The sequence below is a fragment of the Flavobacterium cerinum genome, assembly GCF_024496085.1.
In the GTDB taxonomy this organism is placed as follows: domain Bacteria; phylum Bacteroidota; class Bacteroidia; order Flavobacteriales; family Flavobacteriaceae; genus Flavobacterium; species Flavobacterium cerinum_A.
Window position 1 is genome coordinate 3269510 of record NZ_CP101751.1, and the last position, 23624, is coordinate 3293133.

Sequence of the window (23624 nt, forward strand, 5' to 3'; positions counted from 1 at the left end):
GCAATCATAAGATCTAAGAGGAAAGAGACAAGAGAAAAGAAAAAAGAATGCTCCTTTCCATATCTGACGGGTTTTTGAAACCTTCGGGTATCAAAAACGGATACTTTACACTATAATATATATAGAGTAATAAACTAAAACCGAAATTCTTCAACTAAAATATAAAACCCGACAGGTTTAAAAATCTGGCGGGTGTGTCCGGATGAAATAAAAAAACCGCAGGAAATCCTGCGGTATACTATTATATATATAGGTATAATTAATTTTGAAGTGCTTGTTTCTCCTTAGCTTCTCTTTCACTTCGGATTTGTCTTGATCGCTCCGCCTTTAATCTCCATGTTGCGGCCAATTCGGCTAAATCAATCGGGATAGCCGGATCCTGTTTCTGTAACTTTCCGCTCTTAAATGATTTTATCAGGATACTTTCGATGTAAAAATCTTCCAAATCATCAAACGGCTTATACTCTTTCTTTAAATTTATATCAAATAGACGAGCCGTATTATTCGACCAAAAAGCCTTCCACCCGCTTTTTAATTCTTTAATAAGACTAAAAGTTGTCTGTCCTGTTTGCCGATGAATTAGTTTAACCAGAATCTGACCATCTTTTCTTGAAAATTTCTTTAACCGGTCTTCAAATTCATTTTGCAGATAATCTTCTACTATCTTAAAATATTTCTTTTTGTCACGCTCAGATGTCAACTTGGCCATATTAGCATTTAAGATAGTCAAATTTTCTGCTGCCACTTTAGCATACGGATAAACCTTCAAAACTCTTCGTTCCAAGATTCGCAATTTTTTCTGCTCTTCGGCATAAGCTGCATTTTTACCTACAATCACTTCATCCATCTGAACCATATAGCTCACCGAAGTATCTTTTACTGTAGCATTCTCCGTTCTCAATGTATCCTGAGGGTTTACCTGTGCAAAAAAAACAGTAGGGAAAAATAGAAATCCCGACAGAAAAAATAGGTGCTTCATATAAAACCAATTAATGCGTAAAATTAGACAATATTCCGAGCAACTATAATACCAAATTTATAAATTAGCAAAAAAAATATTTATGGCGACAAAATCTATATTAACAAAATCATCTCTTACTTTTCTGGAAAAATACCTTAATAATGCTTCTCCGACCGGATATGAAGAAAGCGGCCAGAAAATATGGATGGAATATCTTAAACCTTACGTAGACACTTTTATTACCGACACCTACGGAACTGCTGTTGGTGTTATCAATCCTGACGCTCCCTATAAAGTAGTAATTGAAGGCCATGCGGATGAAATTTCCTGGTATGTCAATTATATTACCGACAACGGTTTGATTTATGTAATCCGTAACGGAGGAAGTGATCATATGATTGCACCGTCAAAACGCGTTCATATTCATACCAAAAAAGGAATTGTAAAAGGTGTTTTCGGTTGGCCGGCCATTCACACCCGTAATCGCGGTAAAGAAGAAGCCGCTCGTATCGACAATATTTTTATTGATTGTGGTTGTGAAACCAAAGAAGAAGTTGAAAAATTAGGTGTTCACGTGGGTTGTGTGATTACTTATCCGGATGATTTTATGATTCTTAATGAAAATAAATTCGTTTGTCGTGCTATCGATAACCGTATGGGAGGTTTTATGATTGCGGAAGTAGCCCGTTTGTTACATGAGAACAAAAAGAAATTACCATTCGGATTGTATATTACAAATTCCGTACAGGAAGAAGTAGGTTTACGCGGCGCTGAAATGATCACCAAAACGATCAAACCGAATGTCGCCATTGTAACCGATGTATGCCATGACTCTTCTACACCTATGATCGATATGAAAATTGAAGGAGACACTAAAATCGGGAAAGGGCCGGTAATTACCTACGCTCCTGCTGTGCAAAACAAATTGCGAGAGTTAATTCTGGATGCCGCCGAAGAAAATAAAATTCCGTTCCAGCGTCTGGCTTCATCACGTGTAACCGGAACCGATACGGATGCATTTGCTTATAGTAACGGCGGAGTAGCATCGGCTTTAATTTCTCTTCCTTTACGCTATATGCATACCACTGTAGAAATGGTACACCGTGAAGATGTAGAAAACGTAATCCGGTTAATTTACGAAAGCTTGCTGAAAATCGAGAATAATGAGACTTTCTCTTATTTCAAATAATTAAAATGTTCCGTTTCGGAAAAATCAAAACAGCCTTATGCGTAGTATTACTTTATGCTTCACTCTGTCATGCCTACGAGGAAAAAGACAGTCTTCGAAATGCATATCGTTCTAAAAATACTATGGATAAGGTTTTTCTTTATGAAAAACTGGACCTAAATACCAAAAGAGCTTATCAGGATTTCTTTTATACGGTTTTTCCGGACTTATCAAACGATCCGAAAATTAAAGGTTCAAAGAAAAATGAGATCCGCTATCGGTTTGCTCTAGCCGAAGTATACAATATAAAAGGAGACGAAATCAAAGCAATCAATATCCTCAAAAGTATACAGAACGACAAGGATTATAAGCTATCGGATTCCGAATACATGAATCTTCTTGTTTCCCTTCAAAAATCGTATCTGAACCTCAACCTGTATTCCAATGTTTTCCAGATCAATTCCGAAATTGATAATTTAAGAAAAAAAGGGGCTTCATTTCCGTTATGGAGCTATAATATCAAAAGTCAGCTATACGCCAAATTGTTTTTATACGAAAAAGCAATTCTTCAATTAAAATCCGAAATACAAGAATTAAAACACTACGCACAAAATGATCCTTTGATCATTCCGTCTGCTTACAACGATCTCGGTTTTTATTATTCCCTGACAGATAATATCGACAGCGCTTTCCATTACTATAAACGTAGCATTCGATTATCGGAACAAAATTTACAAAAATCACATCCGGATGCTTACGATCGGTTAACCGGAACCGTTAAAGGGAACATGGCCGTGCTCTATTGCAAACAAAACAAATACAACATAGCCATTCCGTTACTTTTAGAAGACATTGCTATAAATGCTAAAAACAAAGAGGATCATCTTGGAAATGCCAGCAGCCTGATCCTTTTATCGGAATGTTATTCCAAATTAAAACAGTATGACAAAGCCAATAAAGTACTGAATCAGGTCGAAATACTACTTCCTAAAATAGCACAAGCCGCCACTCAAGTCCATTTTTATAAAACAAAAGCCGAATTATTACAAGCACTTCATCAAACTGATCAGGCATATCGCTATTACAAAAAAGCGTTTCATTTGAATGATTCTATCAACAGACAGAATCAGTCCCGATTATTGGGCGGCAACGAAATTCTTTATCATCTCGAACAACAGGACGATCTGATTACCCAACAACAAGTCGCAATTCAGCATAAACAACAATATATTTTACGAATTGTACTTTTTGGTTTACTGATTATTACTTTATTCTCTTTTATTTATCTGATCAACTCTCGTAAAAAACAGTTGGAGATTCAAAAGATGAATGCTGAAATTTCGGCTAAAAACAAACTGATTAAAGAATCTTTATCCGAAAAGGAAATGTTGTTACGGGAAATTCATCATCGGGTAAATAACAATCTTCAAATGATATCCGGAATCTTAGCCCTTCAGCAAATACACAATGCGGATGATTCGATAAAAGTTATTTTACAGGAAGGTCAGGCTCGAATTCAATCGATTGCATTAATTCATAAAGCATTATATCATTCCGATAACTTTGCCAAAGTTCCTTTTGAAATGTATTTAAAAGAACTGGTTCATGTAATCCGGGAAACGTATCAGAAAGTTGGGCATACAATCCAATGTGATGTTGAAGCTCGCGCCATTGAATTAAACATCAATACAGCAATACCGCTAAGCCTTATTATTAATGAAATCATCACCAATAGCTTTAAACACGCTTTTAAAAATCGCAATAACGGTTCTATTCATATTGTGCTTCAAAAAATAAATGATCATTATAAGTTGACCATAACGGATAACGGTATCGGGTTACCGGATAATTTTAATCCGGCTGTTTTACACTCTATCGGGTTTGATCTGATTATTGGTCTTACCCGACAATTAAACGGAAGCCTCAATTGGAACAACCAACAAGGAACTGAAATTAACATTACATTTAATGAAATAAATTCCTAATCATGACTACACCTTTAAATATTCTTATTGTTGAAGACGAATACATCACGCAGAAAACCATTTCCGTTTTTCTTCAGGAAATGGGGTACCATATCGCCGGCTGTGCTATGAATGCCGAAGATGCCTTGCTTTATTTAAATCAGCATAAAGTCGATTTTGTCATTTTAGATATCACCATTCAGGGTGAAAAAGACGGTATCTGGTTAGCCGAAAAATTGAAACAACATTATAATATTCCTTATATTTTTCTTACTGCTTATGTCGATGATGCTACAGTAAGCAAAGCCATTGGGACCAATCCTTACGGTTATCTCGTTAAACCGTTTCAAAAAGCGACTTTGTTTTCTGCTATAGAAATTGCTTTGATAAATTTCAACAAATGTCAGCGTGTTGAAAAAACAGTTCCGGCTACTATTTTTGTTAAGCATCTGGATATATTTGAAAAGGTAACATTGGACAACCTTTACTATATCGAAAGTCAGAAAAATTATCTTTTACTATCTACTCCCCAGAAACAATACCGGATTCGGGCAACGATAACGGATTTTATGGAAAAACTTCCGGATAATTTTATTAAAACCCATAAAGGTTTTATTGTCAATTTAGATAAAATACAGAGCTATTCAACTGCTATTCTAGTGATTAACGGAAAAAAAATACCGATTTCAAAAACCTATAAAGACATTGTTTTCAACAGATTACAGCATTTTTTATCGTAAATAGCAGTAAATAAAATTTCATCCCAAAAGAATTGGATTATATCCCAGTTTTTTTAATCGGTAGTTCGTTTTAATAATTTTTGTGTTAATAAATTATTAAATCCAAATTACTTTATGAAAAAAATAATACTTCTACTTACATTATGCCCGCTTTTGCTCTTTTCACAAGTAGGTGTAAACACAACAACCCCTCATTCCAGTTCTATTCTTGATGTAACCGCTACCGACAAAGGATTATTAATCCCGCGAATAGCAATTCCAAACCTTAACGCCGCCGCTCCGGTTACAAGTCCCGCAACCAGTCTGTTGGTATATAATACCAATGTGACAACCGGTGCTGGTTTTTATTATTGGAACGGTACTAAATGGATTCCGATATCCGGGGCACATAATGATTGGATCATTTCCGGAAATGATATGTATAATGCGAATTCCGGAAATGTTGGAGTTGGCACAACAGCCCCAACAGCAAAACTACATGTTGAAAATACAGCCGGCGCGAGTATAACACCTTTTTCCGGTGGTTTTGAAAGCGGCACAATTACACCGTTTAGTACTTCCGGTAGCGGTGGTTCCTGGAGTGTTACTTCAACATCCGGTCAGTTTAACGTTGGAACTTACGGTATCAAATCCGGTTCCGGTGTTAGCAGTAGTACTTCAAACCTGGATCTTAGCGTTACAATTCCGACCGGAGGATCTTCTTTTTCATTTAATTATCGCGTAGATAGTGAATCCGGATATGACTACCTCCGTTTTTACATTGATGGTGTACAACAAAATCAATGGTCCGGGACTGTAGCCTGGGCTACTTTTTCCGGAACGCTCGCAGCCGGTAGTCATACTTTATCCTGGCGTTATGAAAAGGATAGTTCCACAAACTCCGGACTTGATGCCGCTTTTCTTGATCAGATTGTGATTGCTAATACGCAAACGCTTTCACCGGCAGTACGAATTGTTGACGGTAGCCAGGGAAATGGAAAAGTGTTGACTTCCGATGCAAACGGTTATGCGAGCTGGCGGAGTACCAACCTACCGGACATTGCGACCTTTCAGGGAATGATCATTCCAACATGTGATACGTATTCCAATGGTAGTACAGGATCATTTACAATTCCAATCCGAGGTGTCAGCACTACCGTTTCCTGGACAATATTAGCCAAACAAACCCGAAGTGCTTCTGCAACCATATCCGGTAATACCGTTGCTTTAGCTCCGATTACTGCCGAACGCCTTCAGGTGCGTTATGACTTTTCGCCTCAATTGCCTTTCAGTCCGTTGGGAATTATCTTTAATGCTTATAATTCGAGCGGTTATCCCGATACATTTGTAATTAATTATGCTAATAAATCGCAAAGTTCAATTACAGTCAATATAGCCCGGGCGGATCTATTTGCGAGTCAAACCTCAAACTGTTGGACCGGACAGTTTTATTTTGATGTGATGGTAATGAACTAAAAAAGAAGAGGGAGCCTGATTAGGGCTCCCTCTAAATTTCTTACGTTTCAATTATTTTCTGGCACCGGCACCTTTTAAAGCTTCGATTACTTCATTGTTTTTAAACATTTCAGCAATTTTTAAAACGGTGTTTCCATTCTGATCTACCGCTGCTAAATCAGCTCCTTTTTCAATTAGTAATTTTACAATTTCAAGGTTATTGTAACGTACTGCGTACATTAAAGGTGTCAGGTTGTTTGTTCTTTCGTTAACATCTGCACCGTACTCAATAAATTTCTTGATTGTTGCAACGTCACCTTTGCTGATTGCTGTACAAAGTGGTGTGGCACCATAGGCGTTTACAGTATACACTTTTGTTTCTGTAACATTTGCAGCTGTAGCAACATTAGTAAAAGTTACTAAAGCCATTCCTAAAATAAAGATCGTTTTTTTCATGATGATTGATTTTTTAAATTATATTTTGATTGTTATAGTTTAGACGCAGCTCTTTTTATTTCGTTACAGGAAAAATCTTATTATAACATTTTTTTAACATATACCCCCTCTAACGAAGTAAATCCTTACGCTTGCCTATATGCTATTTTAGTTACAAATCATAAGTAATAAACTTGTGCTATCCATCATAAAATCAATAGTTCCGGAGTGATCAAGTATTTCATTTCTCTTTATTTCAATATATTTACTGCAGCAAATTATTTGTTACTTTCAATTATCAGTTGATCAACTGTATTTCAAAAAATATATCGAAATTGGAAAATTCATCCTTAAAAAATAAATTCCTCTTTTTCGGAATTGCCGTACTAACTTTCTTATTACTGGATTTCGGTTTAGGTCCGCAAACACTTTTTGGTTTAACTGAACCGATCCTATATCTTACCAATCGCTATTTTGGAATCGGAACAACAACTTTTGATTACGCTATTATTGCTTCTTTTCCGCTTTTCGCTATCGGAATTTCAATCAATCAAGGTAATATTGCCTTAAAAAATATCTTTTCCAATTATTTTAAAATCATAGTTTCCTGTTTCACAACCTTTCTATTTGGATTATTATACCTCTACTTTTTTCAAAAGCCGATAAATCCGTTGTTTCCGGAATATCTAATTACTGAACCGTTTAATTCTTATTCAATGTTGATCATTAGTGCCGGTATATTGTTTTCGATATTACTTATAAAACCTAAAAAAAGTACCGGAAATGAGATGGATCAAATAGGGAATGATTAATAGTAACTTATAGAATATCCACGTCAAAGGCACATTTGGACATAAAAAAACCGGAACATAAGTCCCGGTTCTTTATCTGTAAAGGTTGTAATTATTTTACTTCCTCGTAATCTACATCCTGAGTCTGGTCACCCTGGTTGTCACCTCCTTGAGGTTGTCCTTGTGAAGCCTGACCGTCAGCCTGTGCTTTGTACAATTCTTCAGAAGCATTTTTCCACGCTTCGTTGATTTTGTCTAAAGCCGGTTGGATTGTAGCTACGTCTTTTGTTTCGTAAGCTTTTTTCAATTCCTCTAAAGCACCTTGAATAGCAGCTTTGTTTCCATCAGACAATTTATCACCAAACTCGCTTAATTGCTTTTCAGTCTGGAAGATCATTCCGTCTGCTTCATTCAATTTGTCTACTTTTTCTTTAGCTGCTTTATCTGCTTCAGCATTTGCTTCAGCTTCTTGACGCATTCTGTCGATTTCTTCCTGAGTTAATCCTGAAGAAGCTTCGATACGGATATCATGTGATTTACCGGTTCCTTTATCTGTAGCCGATACTTTAATAATACCATTCGCATCGATATCAAACGTTACTTCAATTTGCGGTACTCCTCTTGGTGCAGGCGGAATTCCGTCTAAGTGGAAACGTCCGATGGTTTTATTATCATTTGCCATTGGTCTTTCCCCTTGTAACACGTGGATTTCTACTGACGGCTGATTATCAGCTGCTGTTGAGAAAACCTGTGATTTTTTAGTCGGGATTGTTGTATTGGCATCGATTAATTTTGTCATTACACTTCCCATCGTTTCAATACCTAATGATAACGGTGTTACATCTAATAACAATACATCTTTTACATCTCCTGTTAATACACCACCTTGAATAGCAGCACCTACAGCAACTACTTCATCCGGATTTACGCCTTTTGAAGGTTTTTTACCGAAGAATTTTTCTACTTCTTCCTGAATTCTAGGAATACGTGTAGAACCACCAACTAAGATTACTTCGTCAATATCTGATTTTGAGATACCGGCATCTTTCAATGCTTTCTCACATGGGATCATTGAACGACGTACTAAATCATCTGACAATTGTTCGAATTTAGCACGGGTTAATGTTTTTACCAAGTGTTTCGGTCCTGAAGCTGTAGCGGTAACATACGGTAAATTGATTTCCGTTTGTGCCGATGCTGATAATTCAATTTTCGCTTTTTCAGCTGCTTCTTTCAGACGTTGTAACGCCATTGGATCTTTACGTAAATCAACACCTTCTTCGCTGTTGAATTCGTTTGCTAACCAATCGATAATTACCTGGTCGAAATCGTCACCACCTAAGTGTGTATCTCCGTTAGTTGACAATACTTCAAATACACCGTCACCTAATTCAAGGATCGAGATATCGAAAGTACCACCACCTAAGTCATATACTGCAATTTTCTGGTCTTTACCACCTTTATCCAGTCCGTAAGCCAAAGCAGCAGCAGTTGGTTCGTTAATGATACGACGTACTTTTAAACCTGCAATTTCACCGGCTTCTTTTGTAGCCTGACGTTGCGCATCGTTAAAGTATGCCGGTACGGTGATAACCGCTTCCGTAACAGTAGTTCCTAAATAATCTTCAGCCGTTTTCTTCATTTTCTGAAGTGTCATTGCTGATAATTCCTGCGGCGTGTAAAGTCTTCCGTCGATATCAACACGTGGCGTGTCATTATCTCCTTTTACCACTTTGTACGCTACATTTCCAGCTTCTTTCTGGCTTTCTGAGTATTTGTTACCCATAAAACGTTTGATCGAAGCGATCGTTTTCGTTGGATTTGTCACTGCTTGTCTTTTGGCAGGATCACCCACTTTGATTTCACCACCTTCTACAAAAGCAATTACAGATGGTGTTGTTCTTTTTCCTTCTGCATTAGGAATAACTACCGGCTCGTTACCTTCCATTACAGAAACGCAAGAGTTAGTCGTTCCTAAGTCAATTCCAATAATTTTACTCATAATTAAATCTCCTTATTATATCTATATTTTCGTTTCGTTTTTTCAACTTGCTTGGTATAAGTCAATGATTGTGCCATTCGCTAAAAGTGTTAAAAATTGTCATAATTCTGTATTTTTAACCTTTTTATACTGACAAGATGACATTTTTAAGATCCGGACTTTTGTCTTTAACCACCACAACACAATATCACATTTCCCGACTTCTTTGTTAGTTTGCAGGAGCACTATATCGTAAATCTACTTGACTCTAAACCAATTAATAGTAAAACCGGAGTCAAAACGCGCACTTGCGCTAAAAGTGTGTTATATCCGTTTTATTTATTGAATTATCGGACTATCTTTGCTTTAGCAAATAAACATTTAGATTACTTATGGAGTGTATTTCTGTATTTGATATGCTTAAAATCGGTGTGGGTCCTTCCAGTTCCCATACTTTAGGCCCTTGGCGTGCGGCCGAACAGTTTCTTGTTGAAATCAGAAATCGCAACCTCATTGACCATGTTAACCGTATTACAGTCGATTTATACGGTTCTTTATCGCTTACCGGTAAAGGCCACGCCACTGATCTGGCGGTTATGCTTGGTCTTAGCGGTGCGGATCCGGAATATATCCCGGTTGAAAGCATCGATGTGATCATTTCGGCCATTAAAAACAAAAAAGAAATCTTTTTAGGTAACGAAATCATTATCCCTTTTGACCCTGAAAAGGATATTGTTTTCAATAAAAACTTCCTGCCGTTTCATGCTAACGGACTTACTTTTACCGTATATAGCGATACTCAGGAATATACATCGACTTTCTACTCGATTGGCGGCGGATTTGTCGTAAAGGAAACTGAAGAAGAAAATCCTGCCAAAGAAGCAACCAAACGCAATTTTCCGTTTCCGATTGATAAGGCCGAAGAACTACTGGCTTATTGTCAGGCGGAACAAAAGAAAATTTCGGAAATCGTTTATGAAAACGAAAAATCCATGCGTTCGGAAGCTGAAATCCATAACGAATTGCTACGCGTATGGCATACGATGTTGGAATGTATGTATATCGGCTGTCATACAGAAGGTACTTTACCCGGAGGTTTGAATGTACGCCGACGTGCTTATGACATGCACAAAAACTTAATCGGGGTTTTACCGTATGACAATCCGCAATCCTGGCTGGAAATCATTCGGATGACAGAAGTTAAATTCCGTCAGATCCTGAAATGGGTTAGCTGTTTTGCGTTGGCTGTTAATGAAGTTAATGCTTCTCTCGGACGGGTTGTAACGGCTCCGACCAATGGTAGTGCCGGTGTAATTCCTGCCGTTTTGATGTATTATATGGTTATCGAAAACCACAGTGCAAACGAGGATCAGATCAAACAGTTTTTAATGGTAGCCGGTGAAATCGGTAGTATCTTTAAAAAGGGGGCTACAATTTCGGCTGCGATGGGTGGTTGTCAGGCTGAAATCGGTGTTTCGTCTGCAATGGCTGCCGGAGCTTTATGCGAATTGATGGGCGGTACTCCGGAACAGGTATTAATGGCTGCTGAAATTGCCATGGAACACCATTTGGGATTAACTTGTGATCCGATTGGCGGCTTAGTACAAATTCCTTGTATCGAACGTAATACTATGGGGGCTATTAAAGCGATTAATGCGGCCGAACTAGCACTCGAAACCGATCCTAAGAATGCAAAAGTGCCGTTGGACAAAGTGGTAAATACGATGTGGCAAACGGCTAAAGACATGAATAATAAATACAAAGAAACTTCTGAAGGCGGATTAGCTGTTGCCGTAAATATGGCCGACTGTTAAACTCTAACCAGTCTTAAAATATAAAACGGAATAGTTTCTATTCCGTTTTTTTCTTTTCTGCACTATTTTATTTCAAATTGCTCTTTATTGATCACACCACTAAATTCGTGTGATATAATATCCTTATTCAATCGCAAACGTAATTTTGTCTTAAATTTTCCATTATCGATCGGAACGGAAGTCACCGCTATACGACCGGGTGGTAATCTTATTGAACGGAGAAAAGTTCCGCAGAAATACATATATTTATCTTCGATTGGTATCCAGTAACCCGATGGGTTTTTCGCCTCTAAAAGAAGTCGCAAATAATTTCCGGAGCCTATATTAAGTGTGTCTTTTCCCTTATTTACAACTACTACCGGAAAGGCTTTATACTTTTTTTGTACTAGCTCTTCTCCTATTTTCCCTTCTAAAAGTGTATGGTTGGAAATTACTTTTGTAGTGTCAATAAATATAGTAATGTCTTCCGGTCCCGACTCAATATCATTCCCTCTAAAATCCGTTGTATAAGCCTCATCTTCTTTAGGAATTCTAACATATACACTATCTTGATTTTTCCCTAAATACAGACATTTATAATTGGCGGTTTGCAGACTAAAAGCTTTTCTATTTTCCAGTTCTCCTTTTAATGTATCAAATACTTCCGGCAATTTGAATTTAGGCATTTTAATAGCACTGTCATTCTTACAGGCATAAAATACCGTAAATAAAATCAGTACAAAAAAAGACAACACTCTCATTTAACAACTTTCTTTTAATTAAAAGGTTAAAAGTAACATGAAAATTCAGAAAAGCAAGATTCTACTTACCGTATATATTTACTTTCTCCGGGTATCAACAATATAAATAATTTTCCAGGTTCCGTTTTCTTTAAAAAGTTGAAATGAGTTAACACCCGAATGGCTTAACTTGCCGTTTATATAAAATTCATAGGGTGTCCAGGCATGTGCCATTGTTCCGTCTATCCGGATATCATATTTTAGTATTTTTTCCTGAAAATGCATCTGAGCCGGAAAAGTAGCTACAGCCTTAAAAAAAGCATTCGGCTGTTCTTCTGTCAATTTGTTCCCTTTCGGTCCTTCCGATATCGATTGCAGGATCATTTTGTCATAGCAAACCGTTTTAATTTTCAGCGTATCTTTCGCATGAAATCCTTCAAAAAAAGTTTTGATTGTATTTTCGACCTCTTTTTCCTGCGCTTGCAGATTAACCCAAAGAAATCCGATCAGTAACAGCAGTTTATATTTCATAATTATACGTTTTGGTTACAGCATCAGTAGGATTAATGCGGATTATGTTACAGTTTTGATAGAATTTGTAGTACTTTTACGTTTCCAAAATTTGAAACTTATGTCAGTTGCGAAAAAAGACTACAAAAGAATTACGACCAAATCTTTGATCGAAATGAAAAGCAACGGAGAGAAAATCTCTATGTTAACGGCTTACGATTATACCATGGCAAAAATCGTTGACAGTGCCAATATTGATGCCATTCTGGTTGGTGATTCTGCTTCGAATGTAATGGCAGGACATGAAACCACATTACCGATTACTTTAGATCAGATGATTTATCATGCTTCTTCTGTTGTAAGAGCCGTAGATCGCGCTTTAGTAATTGTTGACCTTCCGTTCGGAACCTATCAATCCGATCCGAAAGAAGCTTTACGTTCATCTATCCGTATTATGAAAGAAAGCGGTGCTCATGCAGTAAAGCTGGAAGGCGGAAGCGAAATTAAAGACAGTATCAAACGTATCCTGAATGCCGGAATTCCGGTAATGGGTCACCTGGGTTTAACACCACAATCTATTTATAAATTCGGAACCTATACCGTTCGTGCCAAAGAAGAAGCGGAAGCACAAAAATTACTGGACGATGCCAAAATGCTTGAAAAAATAGGCTGTTTTGCTGTTGTTCTTGAAAAAATTCCTTCGGCTTTAGCCAAAAAAGTAGCAGAAAGCATTTCAATTCCTGTAATCGGAATAGGAGCCGGTAGCGGTGTTGACGGACAAGTATTGGTTTTACACGATATGATCGGTATGACACACGAATTTAGTCCGCGTTTCCTAAGACGCTACATGAATCTTTATGAAGATATGAGTAAAGCAATCGGGCAATATGTAAGTGATGTAAAATCGCAGGATTTCCCGAATGCTAATGAACAATACTAATACAATATCGCATTTCTGTGACCGAAAAAACAGTTTCCACTAAAGACAATTTACAGGTTATTTACGAAGACAATCACCTAATTGTGATCAACAAACGTGTAGGCGATATTGTTCAGGGCGATAAAACCGGCGACAAACCGTTAAGTGATGTTGTAAAAGAATATATCAAAGAAAAATACAACAAACCCGGTGAGGTTTTCCTCGGTGTTATTCATCGTCTGGACCGACCTACAACCGGTATTGTGGTCTTTGCCCGTACTTCAAAAGCACTGACCCGTATGAACGAATTGTTTAAAAACCGGGAAACACAAAAAACATATTGGGCGGTGGTCAAAAACCGCCCTTTAAAAGATGCTGATACACTGACGCATTTTTTAAAACGCAATCCTAAAAACAATACGTCCAAAGCCTATACAAAAGAGGTTCCGGACAGTAAAAAAGCAAGTCTTTCGTATACCATCATTAAAGCGCTTCAAAATTATACCGCATTAGAAATCGATTTGCATACCGGACGACACCATCAAATCCGAAGTCAGTTATCCGCTATCGGAAGTCCGATTAAAGGCGATTTGAAATATGGCGCCGATCGCAGTAATCCGGACGGCGGTATTCATCTCCATGCCCGAAAACTAGTCCTTATCCATCCTGTCAGCAAAGAACCATTGCTTTTTATCGCTCCGGTTCCCGATGACAGTATTTGGAAAAGCATTTGATTTTTTTATTATTTTTAACACTTAATTTGTTAATTTCTTTTTCTTATGCGAAAAGTACTTGTCATTACCTGTAGTCTGTTTTTTTCCTCTTTATTAGCACAGGAACATTTTAGCGGTATCAATACTACACGAAGAACCGGTATATTGAATGCTACTGTCAACCCTGCGGAATTAAGCAACCTGAGTAACCGTTATGAGGTTAACATTTTTAATACCAGTCTGAATGTTGCTAATAATAAAGTAAGCTTTAAAGATATCGTAAACGGTAATAATCTGGAGGATAAAATTTTTGAAGGCGATAAAGCCGTTAATATGCGTTTGGATGCCGAAATATTAGGTCCTTCATTCGCAATGAAACATGACAAATGGACTTTTGCGATTGCATCTTCAGCCAAAATAAAGGCCAATCTGATCGATGTTGATGTCAATCTGGCCAATGCCGTTCGAAATTCATTCATCGGATCGGCAATGATCAATCTGGATCATAATCAGCGGGTTAATGCTTTAACATGGGGAGAAATCGGTTTTTCTGCCGCTCGTATCCTTTTTGAAGATCACGCGCATAAATTCAGTGGCGGAGCAACTTTCAAATTACTATTTCCGGGTTCTTATGCCAATATTGCTGCCGATAAATTTTCAGGAACGGTTACCAATGTTTTAGGTGATGTTGAGTTAACTAATGCGCATGCCGCATTAAACGTTTCGTATTCCGGTTCTTTGGCCGACGGTTTTACAGACAGTAGTAATTTTAATCAGTTTTTCGGAAACGGAATTCACGGTTATGCTGTTGATCTGGGCGTCAACTACCAATGGAAGGAACAAGACGACAGCGGTTATAAAATAAATGCCGGTTTGGCCGTTCGTAACCTCGGAAGCATGACTTTTAAAGCCGACAACAATGTTTCCCGCAATTACAGTCTTTCTGTTGAAGGTTTGCAAAGTTTCGACCTGAATCAGTTTGAAGGCGTTGATAATGTAAAAGAAATTGAACAAATTCTACTAAACAGCGGTTATGTAACCGTTGACAATACAACCCGGGATTTTAAAGTCAAAATGCCAACCTTACTTTCGGCTTATGCAGATGTTCATGTCTATAACAAATGGTATGTAACGGCTTATATGCAACAAAAAGTGGTTGATGATAGTAAAAATGACCTTGCTACGGCTCAAAATATAGTTACGATAACGCCACGTTTTTCGGCAGATAATTATGAGATTTATTCTCCGTGGTCCAGCAATGAGATTTCAGGAATTACCGGCGGAATCGGGTTCCGGTTTGGCGGTTTTTATCTGGGTTCCGGTTCGATTGTAACCGCTTTATTGAGTAATACCAAACAAGCCGATGCTTATCTGGGCTTCCGGATAGGTTTTTAATTAAACACCAAAATCATATTTTAAAGAACAAAAAATGCAACAAAACATTAAAAAACGACTTGAAGAAATTCACCAGAGAGGATTAGATCTGGAAACAGGTGCATTGATCGATCAGAGTTTTGATACCTATAAAAAAATCATACTAATGGCCGGAATCGCTTTCCTGATAATAGTGACAATCGTTTCTGTTATCCTGATAGGCGGTATTGCCGTTTTCTACGGACTGGAACGTTATGTAGCCGACTTTTCTCAATTGGAACAAAGTGATCTTTCTCCTAATTTTATTATTGTATCGGCTTTAGTTAATACCGTAATCGGAGCAATAACAGCTCCTTTTTCAGCAGGAATTATTAAGATGTCACATAACGCTGATAATAATCGGGAGTTCAGTGTTTCTACTGCTTTCGAATATTACAAGTCGGCTAAGTTCGGCCCTATTTTTATAGCCAGTCTTATTATTGCATTGACATCGGCTTCGATCGGAACGCTATTACAGTTACTAAATATGAATTTTGTCGGGACTTTCGTCGGACTTATCATTAGCTTTCTGACATGTCTTACCTTACCGCTTATTATTTTGGGGAATCTTTCGGTAAAAGATGCGATCGTTAACAGTATTTCGGTTGTTAATAAAGCGCCGTTAACTATTTTATTAGCTTTAATTGTAGCATTTATCGGTGCCATATCCGGTATTATAGCATTTTGTCTTGGTGTGTTATTTACATTACCGTATATTTATTGTATGCATTATACGATCTATAAAAATATTTTCGGTTCTGAAGAAAGTGAAATTGACGAAATCGGAAAATACAAATCATTCTAATTTTTAAAACCTAAACCTATGAAATGGAGAGGCGAACGTAAAAGTGAAAATGTAGAAGACCGTCGTGGTATGTCATCCGGCGGAAAAATTGCTGCCGGTGGTGGTATTATCGGTATCATTATTCTACTGATCAATATGTTTGGAGGCGAAAGTGCCCAACAATTGACACCCGTTTTAGAACAATTACAACAAGGCCAATCCACAGAGCAGGTACAACAACGGGAACTTACCCCTGAAGAAATAGAACTGGGTGATTTTGCCACTACCATCCTCGGATTTACCGAAACAACATGGGCTAAAGTTTTTCAGGAAAACGGTATGACCTATGAAAATCCCGGTATGGTCTTATTCACAGATAATGTTTCTACAGCTTGTGGTAGTGCAACTGCGGCTTCCGGACCTTTTTACTGTCCGGCTGATCGTAAAGTGTATATGGATCTGACTTTTTTCGAAGAATTAAGAACCCGATTCGGAGCCAAAGGTGGCGATTTTGCGATTGCTTATGTAATTGCCCACGAAGTTGGTCATCATGTCCAAACTTTATTGGGAACTTCCGGTAAAGTACGGAAATTACAACAAGGTCTTAGCCAAACAGCTGCAAATAAATTATCCGTTTCATTGGAATTACAAGCTGATTTTTATGCCGGATTATGGGCGCATTACAATCAGAAATATTTGGAGGAAGGTGACATTGAAGAAGCTTTAAGTGCCGCTCAGGCGGTTGGAGACGATGCTATTCAGAAAAAAATGCAAGGTCATGTTACCCCGGATTCTTTTACACACGGCACATCGGCACAACGAATTGAGTGGTTTAAAAGAGGCTATCAAACCGGTGATATCCGAAAAGGCGATACTTTTGCTGAATTAAACTAAAATCCGATTATCATTATACAATCCCGAAAATTAAACTATTGATTTTCGGGATTTTTTATTTTTACGAACCGCGTAACCATCCTTCTCTATCCAGACTGCGATATTGTATCGCTTCCGCAACATGAGCCGAATGTACGGCCTCAGATCCGTCAAGATCAGCAATAGTACGAGCGACTTTTAAAATCCGATCATAAGCGCGGGCCGAAAGTTGTAAGCGTTTCATCGCCAGCTCTAAAAAATGGAGTGATTCGTTATCCAAAGCACAGTATTCCCGTATTTGTCGGCTTCCCATTTGGGCATTATAATGTATGTTTTCATAACGTTCAAAGCGCCGGACCTGTATTTGTCGTGCAGCAGCAACTCTTTTCCGGATTTCCTGACTACTCTCGCTATTCCGGGTATCCGACAATTTTTCAAACGGAACCGGATTAACTTCAATATGGATATCAATCCGATCCAGTAAGGGGCCTGAAATTTTTCCTAAATAACGTTGCATTTCCATCGGCGAAGAAGCAATTAATGCATCCGAATTACTGAAATAACCGCCCGGACTGGGATTCATACTCGCCACAAGCATAAAAGAGGACGGATAGGTAATCGTAAACCGCGCTCTCGAAATCGTTACTTCGCGATCTTCCAACGGCTGCCGTAAAACTTCCAGTACTTCTCTTTTAAATTCGGGTAATTCATCCAGAAATAAAACACCGTTATGCGCCAGTGAAATTTCGCCCGGTTGCGGATAACTACCGCCACCAACAAGCGATACCGAAGAAGCTGTATGATGAGGTGCCCGGAACGGCCGTTGTACAATTAGTCCGAGATCTTTTACTTTACCGGCTACACTATGAATTTTGGTGGTTTCCAATGCTTCTTTCATTGACATGGGCGGTAAAATTCCCGGAAGTCGTTTGGCTAACATCGTTTTACCGGATCCCGGAGGGCCGATCAGAATGATATTATGACCACCGGCAGCGGCTATTTCAAGACATCGTTTGATACTCTCCTGCCCTTTTACATCGGCAAAATCAAATTCAGTAGTCGTTGAGGTACAATCTAATTCCCTTTCGTGGTCAATACGCTCCGGTTGTAATGTTGTAGTTCCCCGGAAAAAGTCGATGATTTCGGTTACATTTTCGATACCATAAACCGTAATTCCGTCAACAACAGCGGCTTCTTTGGCATTTTGTTTTGGAATAATCAGTCCTAAAAAGCCTTCTTCCTTAGCTTTAATGGCTATCGGTAAAATACCTTTGACAGGCAAAAGACTCCCGTCGAGAGACAATTCTCCCATGATCAGATAGGAAGCAATAGCATCTGAACTGATCTGACCCGAAGCTGCCAGAATCCCTATTGCGATAGGTAAATCGTAAGCAGATCCTTCCTTTCTTAAATCGGCAGGCGCCATATTGATTACAATCTTTTTTCCGGGTAACTGGCAACCGTTGTTTTTCAAAGCGGCTGCAATACGGTAACTGCTTTCTTTTATAGCATTATCGGGTAATCCGACCAAATGGTACCCGATTCCTTTATCAATATTTACTTCAATAGTGATCGTCGTCGCATCAACTCCAAATACGGCACTTCCAAAAACTTTTACTAACATGGCTTATAGATTATAATCTTAAATATAAGCTTTTTAATAAAACTTTGAAAATGGTTACTTTATCACTCTTGTTCTTCCTTTAACAGTTTTACCAATTTAAGTTTTTCTGTCAATTGAGTAAAACCATTCCATTTCGGGCAACTTTCTGCATAATCATATTGATGTTCACCATATCGGATTATATTCTGAGAGTAGGCCATACAAATCTTATACTCTTCGTACGTATCCAGATTGATTAATTCTATTTCATATGTTCGAATAAAATCAATCTCCCTTTTTGTAAGCTTCCGCCTGATCGTATTATAGTTCAAAAAAAACTTGTTATTGATACGTTCAATTACGATTTTCTCTTTTCCGGAATTAAAACACCCGCTATAATTATGTATGATCTCCAAACTTTCTCCGTTCTTCATTAAGTCGATCGCAAGATTATGATTTTCAATCGGTTTTACATTTACCTCATCAATACAAAAATCCAAATTGTAAATTACTTTATTAAAAAGTAAAAAGGAATTCGTTCTTTTCCAATCGAAATAGGTTTTGTATGTTATATAATATTTACCGTCGGGTAAATTGTAGTTATCTGAATGCTTATACTCCGTTATGATACTATCATTATAAACAATTTTATACTCATTATCATAAACCGAAGTAACTTCCTTTGCTTTACAGTATTCAAAGTTTATTACTAAGGTGTTTTGCGAAAAGATTGTATTCACATAGAACAGTAAAATAAAAATCAATATTCTAATCACTTTACTCCATTTTTACGATATACATTGATTTCGCTACCGGTTGCCGTGACAAAATAATTCCCGTCATACGAAAAACCATATGCTTTTAATTCATAATCATGGAAAATTCTAAAGCAGTCAACCGCGTCATCCTGATAGTAGATACTTTTAAATTTGGGTTCAAAAATCAAATCAACTATCGGCCATTCGGTTGCAAAAAAAGTAACCGAATCCCCATGTTTATTTAACAACGGAAGTCCGCCGCCATGAATACCGCTTACTCCTATTTTTTCGTCTTTCAGGATACCGATTCCCATTGCCCATAATTCATAAATATCCATCCATTCCCAGCTATCATCATTATCTCTTTCCTTTAATTCCAATGTAGCACAATCAATAACGCCCCGACCCTGACTCGAAATGACTAACAGCAATTCCGGATGATTTTTTGAAAAACCGACATTACTCAATCCACCAATTGCAAACTGTTTCATTTCCCATCCTGGTGGAACAGCAGTGATCTTTGTCCGATCAACTAATTTTTGAAGTCGCAATCTGTTTTCTGCTTCCGGGTTATTCTTATTCATATTACTTTTTTTATTCTTTAATTTAGATCCGAAACCTACTATTTCTTTTTCTCAATTTCAGGCAAATCTTTTTTATACTGTTCCGGATCCCATTTCATTTCCCAATAGGTAACATATTCGGCCAATGGCGGCAATCCGACTTGCGCTCTTCGCTTATCAACATTATCCGGATCTTCAAGCGGCAATACATAATGGTTGTTCGTTTTCATATTCCATCCTATCTGGGAACCGTAAATTTGTCGCTTTCCTTGTCGCAAAGCCACGCGATCTTCCAGTAAAGCCAGACTACTTCCCTTTGCTTTTTTATTTTTAACCGCTTTTCGCATAATCGGCAGGTATTTTTCCTGAATCGGTAAATCAGCATGTTGTACGACCAAAAACAAGGTACTGTTCGCGGCATCTCCGATTTCATCAGCGCCTAACCAACCATACCGATCTATAATGGCACTTACTTTTATGATGTTAACAGAATCACTCTGTCGCATGGATTTCCATAACGCTTTCATTTCGGCTGATTCACTACCGTATTTACTCTGAATATATTCAATCTGCGCTCTGTCTTTTTGATCATTTTCTCCGATGATTTGAAGTTCTTCCGACAATTCTTTCATCGATTTTGTTTGTGCCATAGACCACTGTGAAACTAACAATATAAGAAGCATAACTACTTTTTTCATAAACCTTTTCGAGTTTTTTATTATCAGATTAAAGACGTTTATTTCTAAAATTAAAAATACTACTATTTTTCTTATACTAATTTTGTTTAAACAGAATCTTACATTAAATACTATATTTTGATCATAATTATATCCATTACATTGTTTAAAATAAAATATCAAAAAAAATTACAAAAAATTAAATACATCGAACCAAATTTCTACATTTGGCCAGTTTTTATTCAATCATAATTATGGGATTATTTAACGCCATCATGGGCAATGCTTCAGAAGTAAGCACCGAAAAAATAGCTAACGAATTTGAGCCTATTTTAATTCAGGGAGAACACATTGAAATCGCTTTTAAAGTGATTCGCGATATGTTTGTTTTCACTAACAAACGTTTGATTCTTGTAGACAAACAGGGATTAACCGGTTCTAAAGTAGATTATCAGTCGATTCCTTATTCCAGTATCAAGAAATTTTCGAAAGAAAGTGCCGGTTTAATGGATCTTGATGCCGATTTAAAAATCTGGATTACCGGTGAAGCGGCTCCGATCAAAAAACAGTTTGGTAAAAACGATAATATCAACGCAGTTTACAAAATTTTAAGTCAGCATATTTTAAAATAAACAATATATCTGTATCATTCAAAACGATTGTAAAAAGCATTTACAATCGTTTTTTTTTGAAATAAAGAATTAGTCAGCCGTCCTCTCTATTTTTGACACATTAATTAATCATTCTTTTCCTGTCTGAAAAAGAGTGACGTTATAATCGGGATTTAATGTTAAATGATACTTTATGGCTTCTCCGAAAAAGGAATCATCCTCTACTAAAAATATTTTAAGAGCTTGCATAAACCGCTATTTAAAATGGCACATTTTGACAACAATTTACAAAATAATTCGCAAAAAGAAAGTTGTTTAATCAAAACATAATAATCTCTAAATATAAATGCCTCATTTCGGTTATTTAATAGCACATACTATCTTCATTAACCACCGTTCCGGCTCACTTAAGCTCAACCGTAACATCAAAAATTCTGAATCTTTTTATTAATCAAAAAACGATTATTTGTAATTTCTCTACGCTTTTACTTCAAAAGACAACGCTTGTTAATTTAACAAATTCGTGAGCCTTTTTTAATTTATATTTGAATATCTTTTAATTATTAAAACCCAAATAGTATATCGCATGAAAAAACAATTATGTATTACAGCTTTTGCTTTGTGCGCAATATTACTATTACATCAGGTAATCACAGCTACATAAATCCTAAAGACGAATGACGGAAGTATCTCTTACTTCCTGCTTCGAAAACAGGACTCGGCTGAATCTGATTAAAAAACCTATCCGCAAATCATCAACCAAACAAAATTATGAACACAAAAGCACAAGAATGGGCCGAAAGTTATTTTAGTCGATTAGAAAATGCGATTGAAACATTACGCGACCACGATCTGGTAAGCCAGGTTAATTTCATTAAATATCCCGGAGCTACAGATGAGCAAATAGCCGCGGCAGAAACAATAGTCTACGAAAAGCAGAAGGAAAACAGCGAAGACTATGATGCTCAGGAACCGGAAGAACCATTTGTTTTTAATCCCTATATGGCAGAATTTTACAAACGCAGTAACGGCCTTCATGTATCCTGGCATTCTGTTATTTTTCCGGAAGCCGAAGCTTTGGAATCCGACGGAGAAATTCCCGTAGCCAAAGATGATGATGACTTTAAAGAAGGATGGATATCCATTCTTCCGTCTGAAGCATTGGCCAGCCAAATGGGTTTTTACTTATACGGTGATCCGCAGGAAACGGAATTAGGTGAGTATTATACGGAAAACGGGGCATTATTTAACTATTTTGATGCTTTTAACTATTACCATGATTCCTGTATGGTACTTGAAAACGGTAATCCTACAATTGCTTTTGGTGACGACCACAGTGCTTCCTATGATACGCCACATGAATGTGACTTTGTTATCTATATGGAGTATGCGCTTTCTACGTTCTTCTCTGTGGAATGTCGTTCCCAGGAATTGTATTTTTCTGATACCAATACCGTACATCCCGAACTGGAAAAAATGGTAGCAACTCAGGATTACAGTAACCTTTTAGCCCTACTTAAAGATAATGAGCATACTGATATTGATGCGGTAATTGCTTTAGGCTATGAAGAAAAAGGCAATCAATATGTTCAGGAAGAGCATATGGAAAATTTACCGGAAGCCATTAAAGAGCGTTTAACTTTATTAATAGAATAATCATGAGTGCTAATTATCATGCAAGAGTCCGATCAATAGAAGAAAATATCATCACTTTTGAACTCTTTCTGGCGGATGATAGCTTTGCCAGTTTTGCCGATTTAGAATTTGCACTACGATTGCTGTGTAGTCCCGATAATATGTATAAATATGACGATGCATATAATCAGGTCGCGAATTGTCCGCTGGCCGAGGAAATAAGTTTAGACAACTACCTTGATGAAAACTGGATTGACAACAACTCCTATCGGTTTATAGCCGATGTTAAACTCGTAAGTCTTACTAATTTCCCGTTCGATGATTGGGATTATGACCGCTGGAGCAATGATATAACCATCGATCATAACGATACTCCTGATTTTACAGGAATGGAACAGGATCATCCCCGTGGCGTTGTATCCATAAAAGTTTTTAATCCCGAACACCTGCAACACTTTACACCGGGGACTACCTTTAGTACCGTAGCCTATTCCGTATTAAACATGGAACAAACACATTACGATTCTATCGGTGTCTGGATCTATGCCGATTAAAACA

Annotated in this window: 23 protein-coding genes; 14 read left to right on the top strand and 9 right to left on the bottom strand. The window is 37.4% G+C overall.

All coding sequences use genetic code 11. From position 1 onward, the window contains the following. Positions 1-259 precede the first annotated feature (259 nt). Positions 260-979, bottom strand: a complete 720-nt coding sequence (locus NOX80_RS14750) for a DUF4294 domain-containing protein (protein WP_256550561.1) — start codon at positions 977-979, stop codon at positions 260-262. A gap of 82 nt (positions 980-1061) precedes the next feature. Between NOX80_RS14750 and NOX80_RS14755 the strand changes: the two genes are divergently transcribed. The 4 genes from NOX80_RS14755 (at position 1062) to NOX80_RS14770 (ending at position 6288) form a co-directional block, all read left to right on the top strand. Further along, positions 1062-2150: a M42 family metallopeptidase gene (locus NOX80_RS14755; RefSeq protein WP_256550562.1), complete on the top strand. Its 1089-nt coding sequence runs from the start codon at positions 1062-1064 to the stop codon at positions 2148-2150. 5 nt (positions 2151-2155) lie between these two features. Then, a complete protein-coding gene (locus tag NOX80_RS14760) occupies positions 2156-4114 on the top strand; it encodes a tetratricopeptide repeat-containing sensor histidine kinase (RefSeq protein WP_256550563.1) in 1959 nt (652 codons plus the stop codon). A gap of 2 nt (positions 4115-4116) precedes the next feature. Continuing rightward, positions 4117-4833 carry a LytR/AlgR family response regulator transcription factor gene (locus NOX80_RS14765; protein WP_256550564.1) on the top strand — a complete coding sequence of 239 codons (717 nt, stop codon included), beginning with the start codon at positions 4117-4119 and terminating at the stop codon, positions 4831-4833. Positions 4834-4947: 114 nt separating this feature from the next. After that, positions 4948-6288, top strand: a complete 1341-nt coding sequence (locus tag NOX80_RS14770) for a hypothetical protein (protein ID WP_256550565.1) — start codon at positions 4948-4950, stop codon at positions 6286-6288. A gap of 51 nt (positions 6289-6339) precedes the next feature. Here NOX80_RS14770 and NOX80_RS14775 read toward each other — a convergent pair whose 3' ends face one another. Further along, complete coding sequence (locus NOX80_RS14775) at positions 6340-6723, bottom strand: ankyrin repeat domain-containing protein (protein WP_256550566.1); 384 nt, start codon at positions 6721-6723, stop codon at positions 6340-6342. Positions 6724-7037: 314 nt separating this feature from the next. Between NOX80_RS14775 and NOX80_RS14780 the strand changes: the two genes are divergently transcribed. After that, entirely contained in the window at positions 7038-7514 is a 477-nt protein-coding gene (locus NOX80_RS14780) for a hypothetical protein (protein WP_256550567.1), read from the top strand. Between the two features lie 91 nt (positions 7515-7605). Here the strand turns inward: NOX80_RS14780 and dnaK are convergent, their stop codons facing one another. Then, positions 7606-9495 (bottom strand): molecular chaperone DnaK, encoded by a 1890-nt coding sequence (dnaK, locus tag NOX80_RS14785; protein WP_256550568.1) that lies wholly within the window; start codon positions 9493-9495, stop codon positions 7606-7608. Between the two features lie 371 nt (positions 9496-9866). Between dnaK and NOX80_RS14790 the strand changes: the two genes are divergently transcribed. After that, on the top strand, positions 9867-11288 hold the full coding sequence (locus tag NOX80_RS14790) for an L-serine ammonia-lyase (RefSeq protein ID WP_256550569.1): 1422 nt from the start codon (positions 9867-9869) through the stop codon (positions 11286-11288). Between the two features lie 62 nt (positions 11289-11350). Here NOX80_RS14790 and NOX80_RS14795 read toward each other — a convergent pair whose 3' ends face one another. Together NOX80_RS14795 and NOX80_RS14800 are read right to left on the bottom strand one after the other, a co-directional pair. Continuing rightward, complete coding sequence (locus NOX80_RS14795; RefSeq protein ID WP_256550570.1) at positions 11351-12028, bottom strand: hypothetical protein; 678 nt, start codon at positions 12026-12028, stop codon at positions 11351-11353. A gap of 78 nt (positions 12029-12106) precedes the next feature. Beyond that, entirely contained in the window at positions 12107-12538 is a 432-nt protein-coding gene (locus tag NOX80_RS14800) for a nuclear transport factor 2 family protein (RefSeq protein ID WP_256550571.1), read from the bottom strand. 100 nt (positions 12539-12638) lie between these two features. Between NOX80_RS14800 and panB the strand changes: the two genes are divergently transcribed. The 5 genes from panB to ypfJ are packed head-to-tail and all read left to right on the top strand — an operon-like array spanning position 12639 to position 17240. Beyond that, entirely contained in the window at positions 12639-13457 is an 819-nt protein-coding gene (panB, locus tag NOX80_RS14805) for a 3-methyl-2-oxobutanoate hydroxymethyltransferase (RefSeq protein WP_256550572.1), read from the top strand. Between the two features lie 17 nt (positions 13458-13474). Beyond that, positions 13475-14170 carry an RluA family pseudouridine synthase gene (locus NOX80_RS14810; protein WP_256550573.1) on the top strand — a complete coding sequence of 232 codons (696 nt, stop codon included), beginning with the start codon at positions 13475-13477 and terminating at the stop codon, positions 14168-14170. 45 nt (positions 14171-14215) lie between these two features. Further along, positions 14216-15544 (top strand): hypothetical protein, encoded by a 1329-nt coding sequence (locus NOX80_RS14815; protein ID WP_256550574.1) that lies wholly within the window; start codon positions 14216-14218, stop codon positions 15542-15544. A gap of 34 nt (positions 15545-15578) precedes the next feature. Continuing rightward, complete coding sequence (locus NOX80_RS14820) at positions 15579-16367, top strand: hypothetical protein (protein ID WP_256550575.1); 789 nt, start codon at positions 15579-15581, stop codon at positions 16365-16367. Between the two features lie 18 nt (positions 16368-16385). Next, positions 16386-17240, top strand: a complete 855-nt coding sequence (gene ypfJ / locus NOX80_RS14825) for a KPN_02809 family neutral zinc metallopeptidase (RefSeq protein ID WP_256550576.1) — start codon at positions 16386-16388, stop codon at positions 17238-17240. Positions 17241-17301: 61 nt separating this feature from the next. Here the strand turns inward: ypfJ and NOX80_RS14830 are convergent, their stop codons facing one another. From NOX80_RS14830 to NOX80_RS14845, 4 genes are all read right to left on the bottom strand, one after another. Further along, positions 17302-18843 carry a YifB family Mg chelatase-like AAA ATPase gene (locus NOX80_RS14830; protein ID WP_256550577.1) on the bottom strand — a complete coding sequence of 514 codons (1542 nt, stop codon included), beginning with the start codon at positions 18841-18843 and terminating at the stop codon, positions 17302-17304. A gap of 62 nt (positions 18844-18905) precedes the next feature. Further along, positions 18906-19598 carry a hypothetical protein gene (locus NOX80_RS14835; RefSeq protein ID WP_256550578.1) on the bottom strand — a complete coding sequence of 231 codons (693 nt, stop codon included), beginning with the start codon at positions 19596-19598 and terminating at the stop codon, positions 18906-18908. Next, complete coding sequence (locus tag NOX80_RS14840) at positions 19595-20164, bottom strand: hypothetical protein (RefSeq protein WP_256550579.1); 570 nt, start codon at positions 20162-20164, stop codon at positions 19595-19597. Before NOX80_RS14840 ends, NOX80_RS14835 begins: the two co-directional genes overlap by 4 nt. Positions 20165-20202: 38 nt before the next feature. After that, positions 20203-20841, bottom strand: coding sequence for a DUF6624 domain-containing protein (locus NOX80_RS14845; protein WP_256550580.1), 639 nt, complete (start codon positions 20839-20841; stop codon positions 20203-20205). 233 nt (positions 20842-21074) lie between these two features. Here NOX80_RS14845 and NOX80_RS14850 point away from each other — a divergent pair, with 233 nt between their 5' ends. The 3 genes from NOX80_RS14850 to NOX80_RS14860 all read left to right on the top strand — a co-directional run bounded on the left by NOX80_RS14850 (position 21075) and on the right by NOX80_RS14860 (position 23620). Continuing rightward, complete coding sequence (locus NOX80_RS14850) at positions 21075-21452, top strand: PH domain-containing protein (protein ID WP_256550581.1); 378 nt, start codon at positions 21075-21077, stop codon at positions 21450-21452. Positions 21453-22202: 750 nt separating this feature from the next. Beyond that, entirely contained in the window at positions 22203-23087 is an 885-nt protein-coding gene (locus NOX80_RS14855; RefSeq protein WP_256550582.1) for a hypothetical protein, read from the top strand. A gap of 2 nt (positions 23088-23089) precedes the next feature. Then, positions 23090-23620: a hypothetical protein gene (locus NOX80_RS14860; RefSeq protein ID WP_256550583.1), complete on the top strand. Its 531-nt coding sequence runs from the start codon at positions 23090-23092 to the stop codon at positions 23618-23620. The last annotated feature ends 4 nt before the right edge of the window (positions 23621-23624 follow it).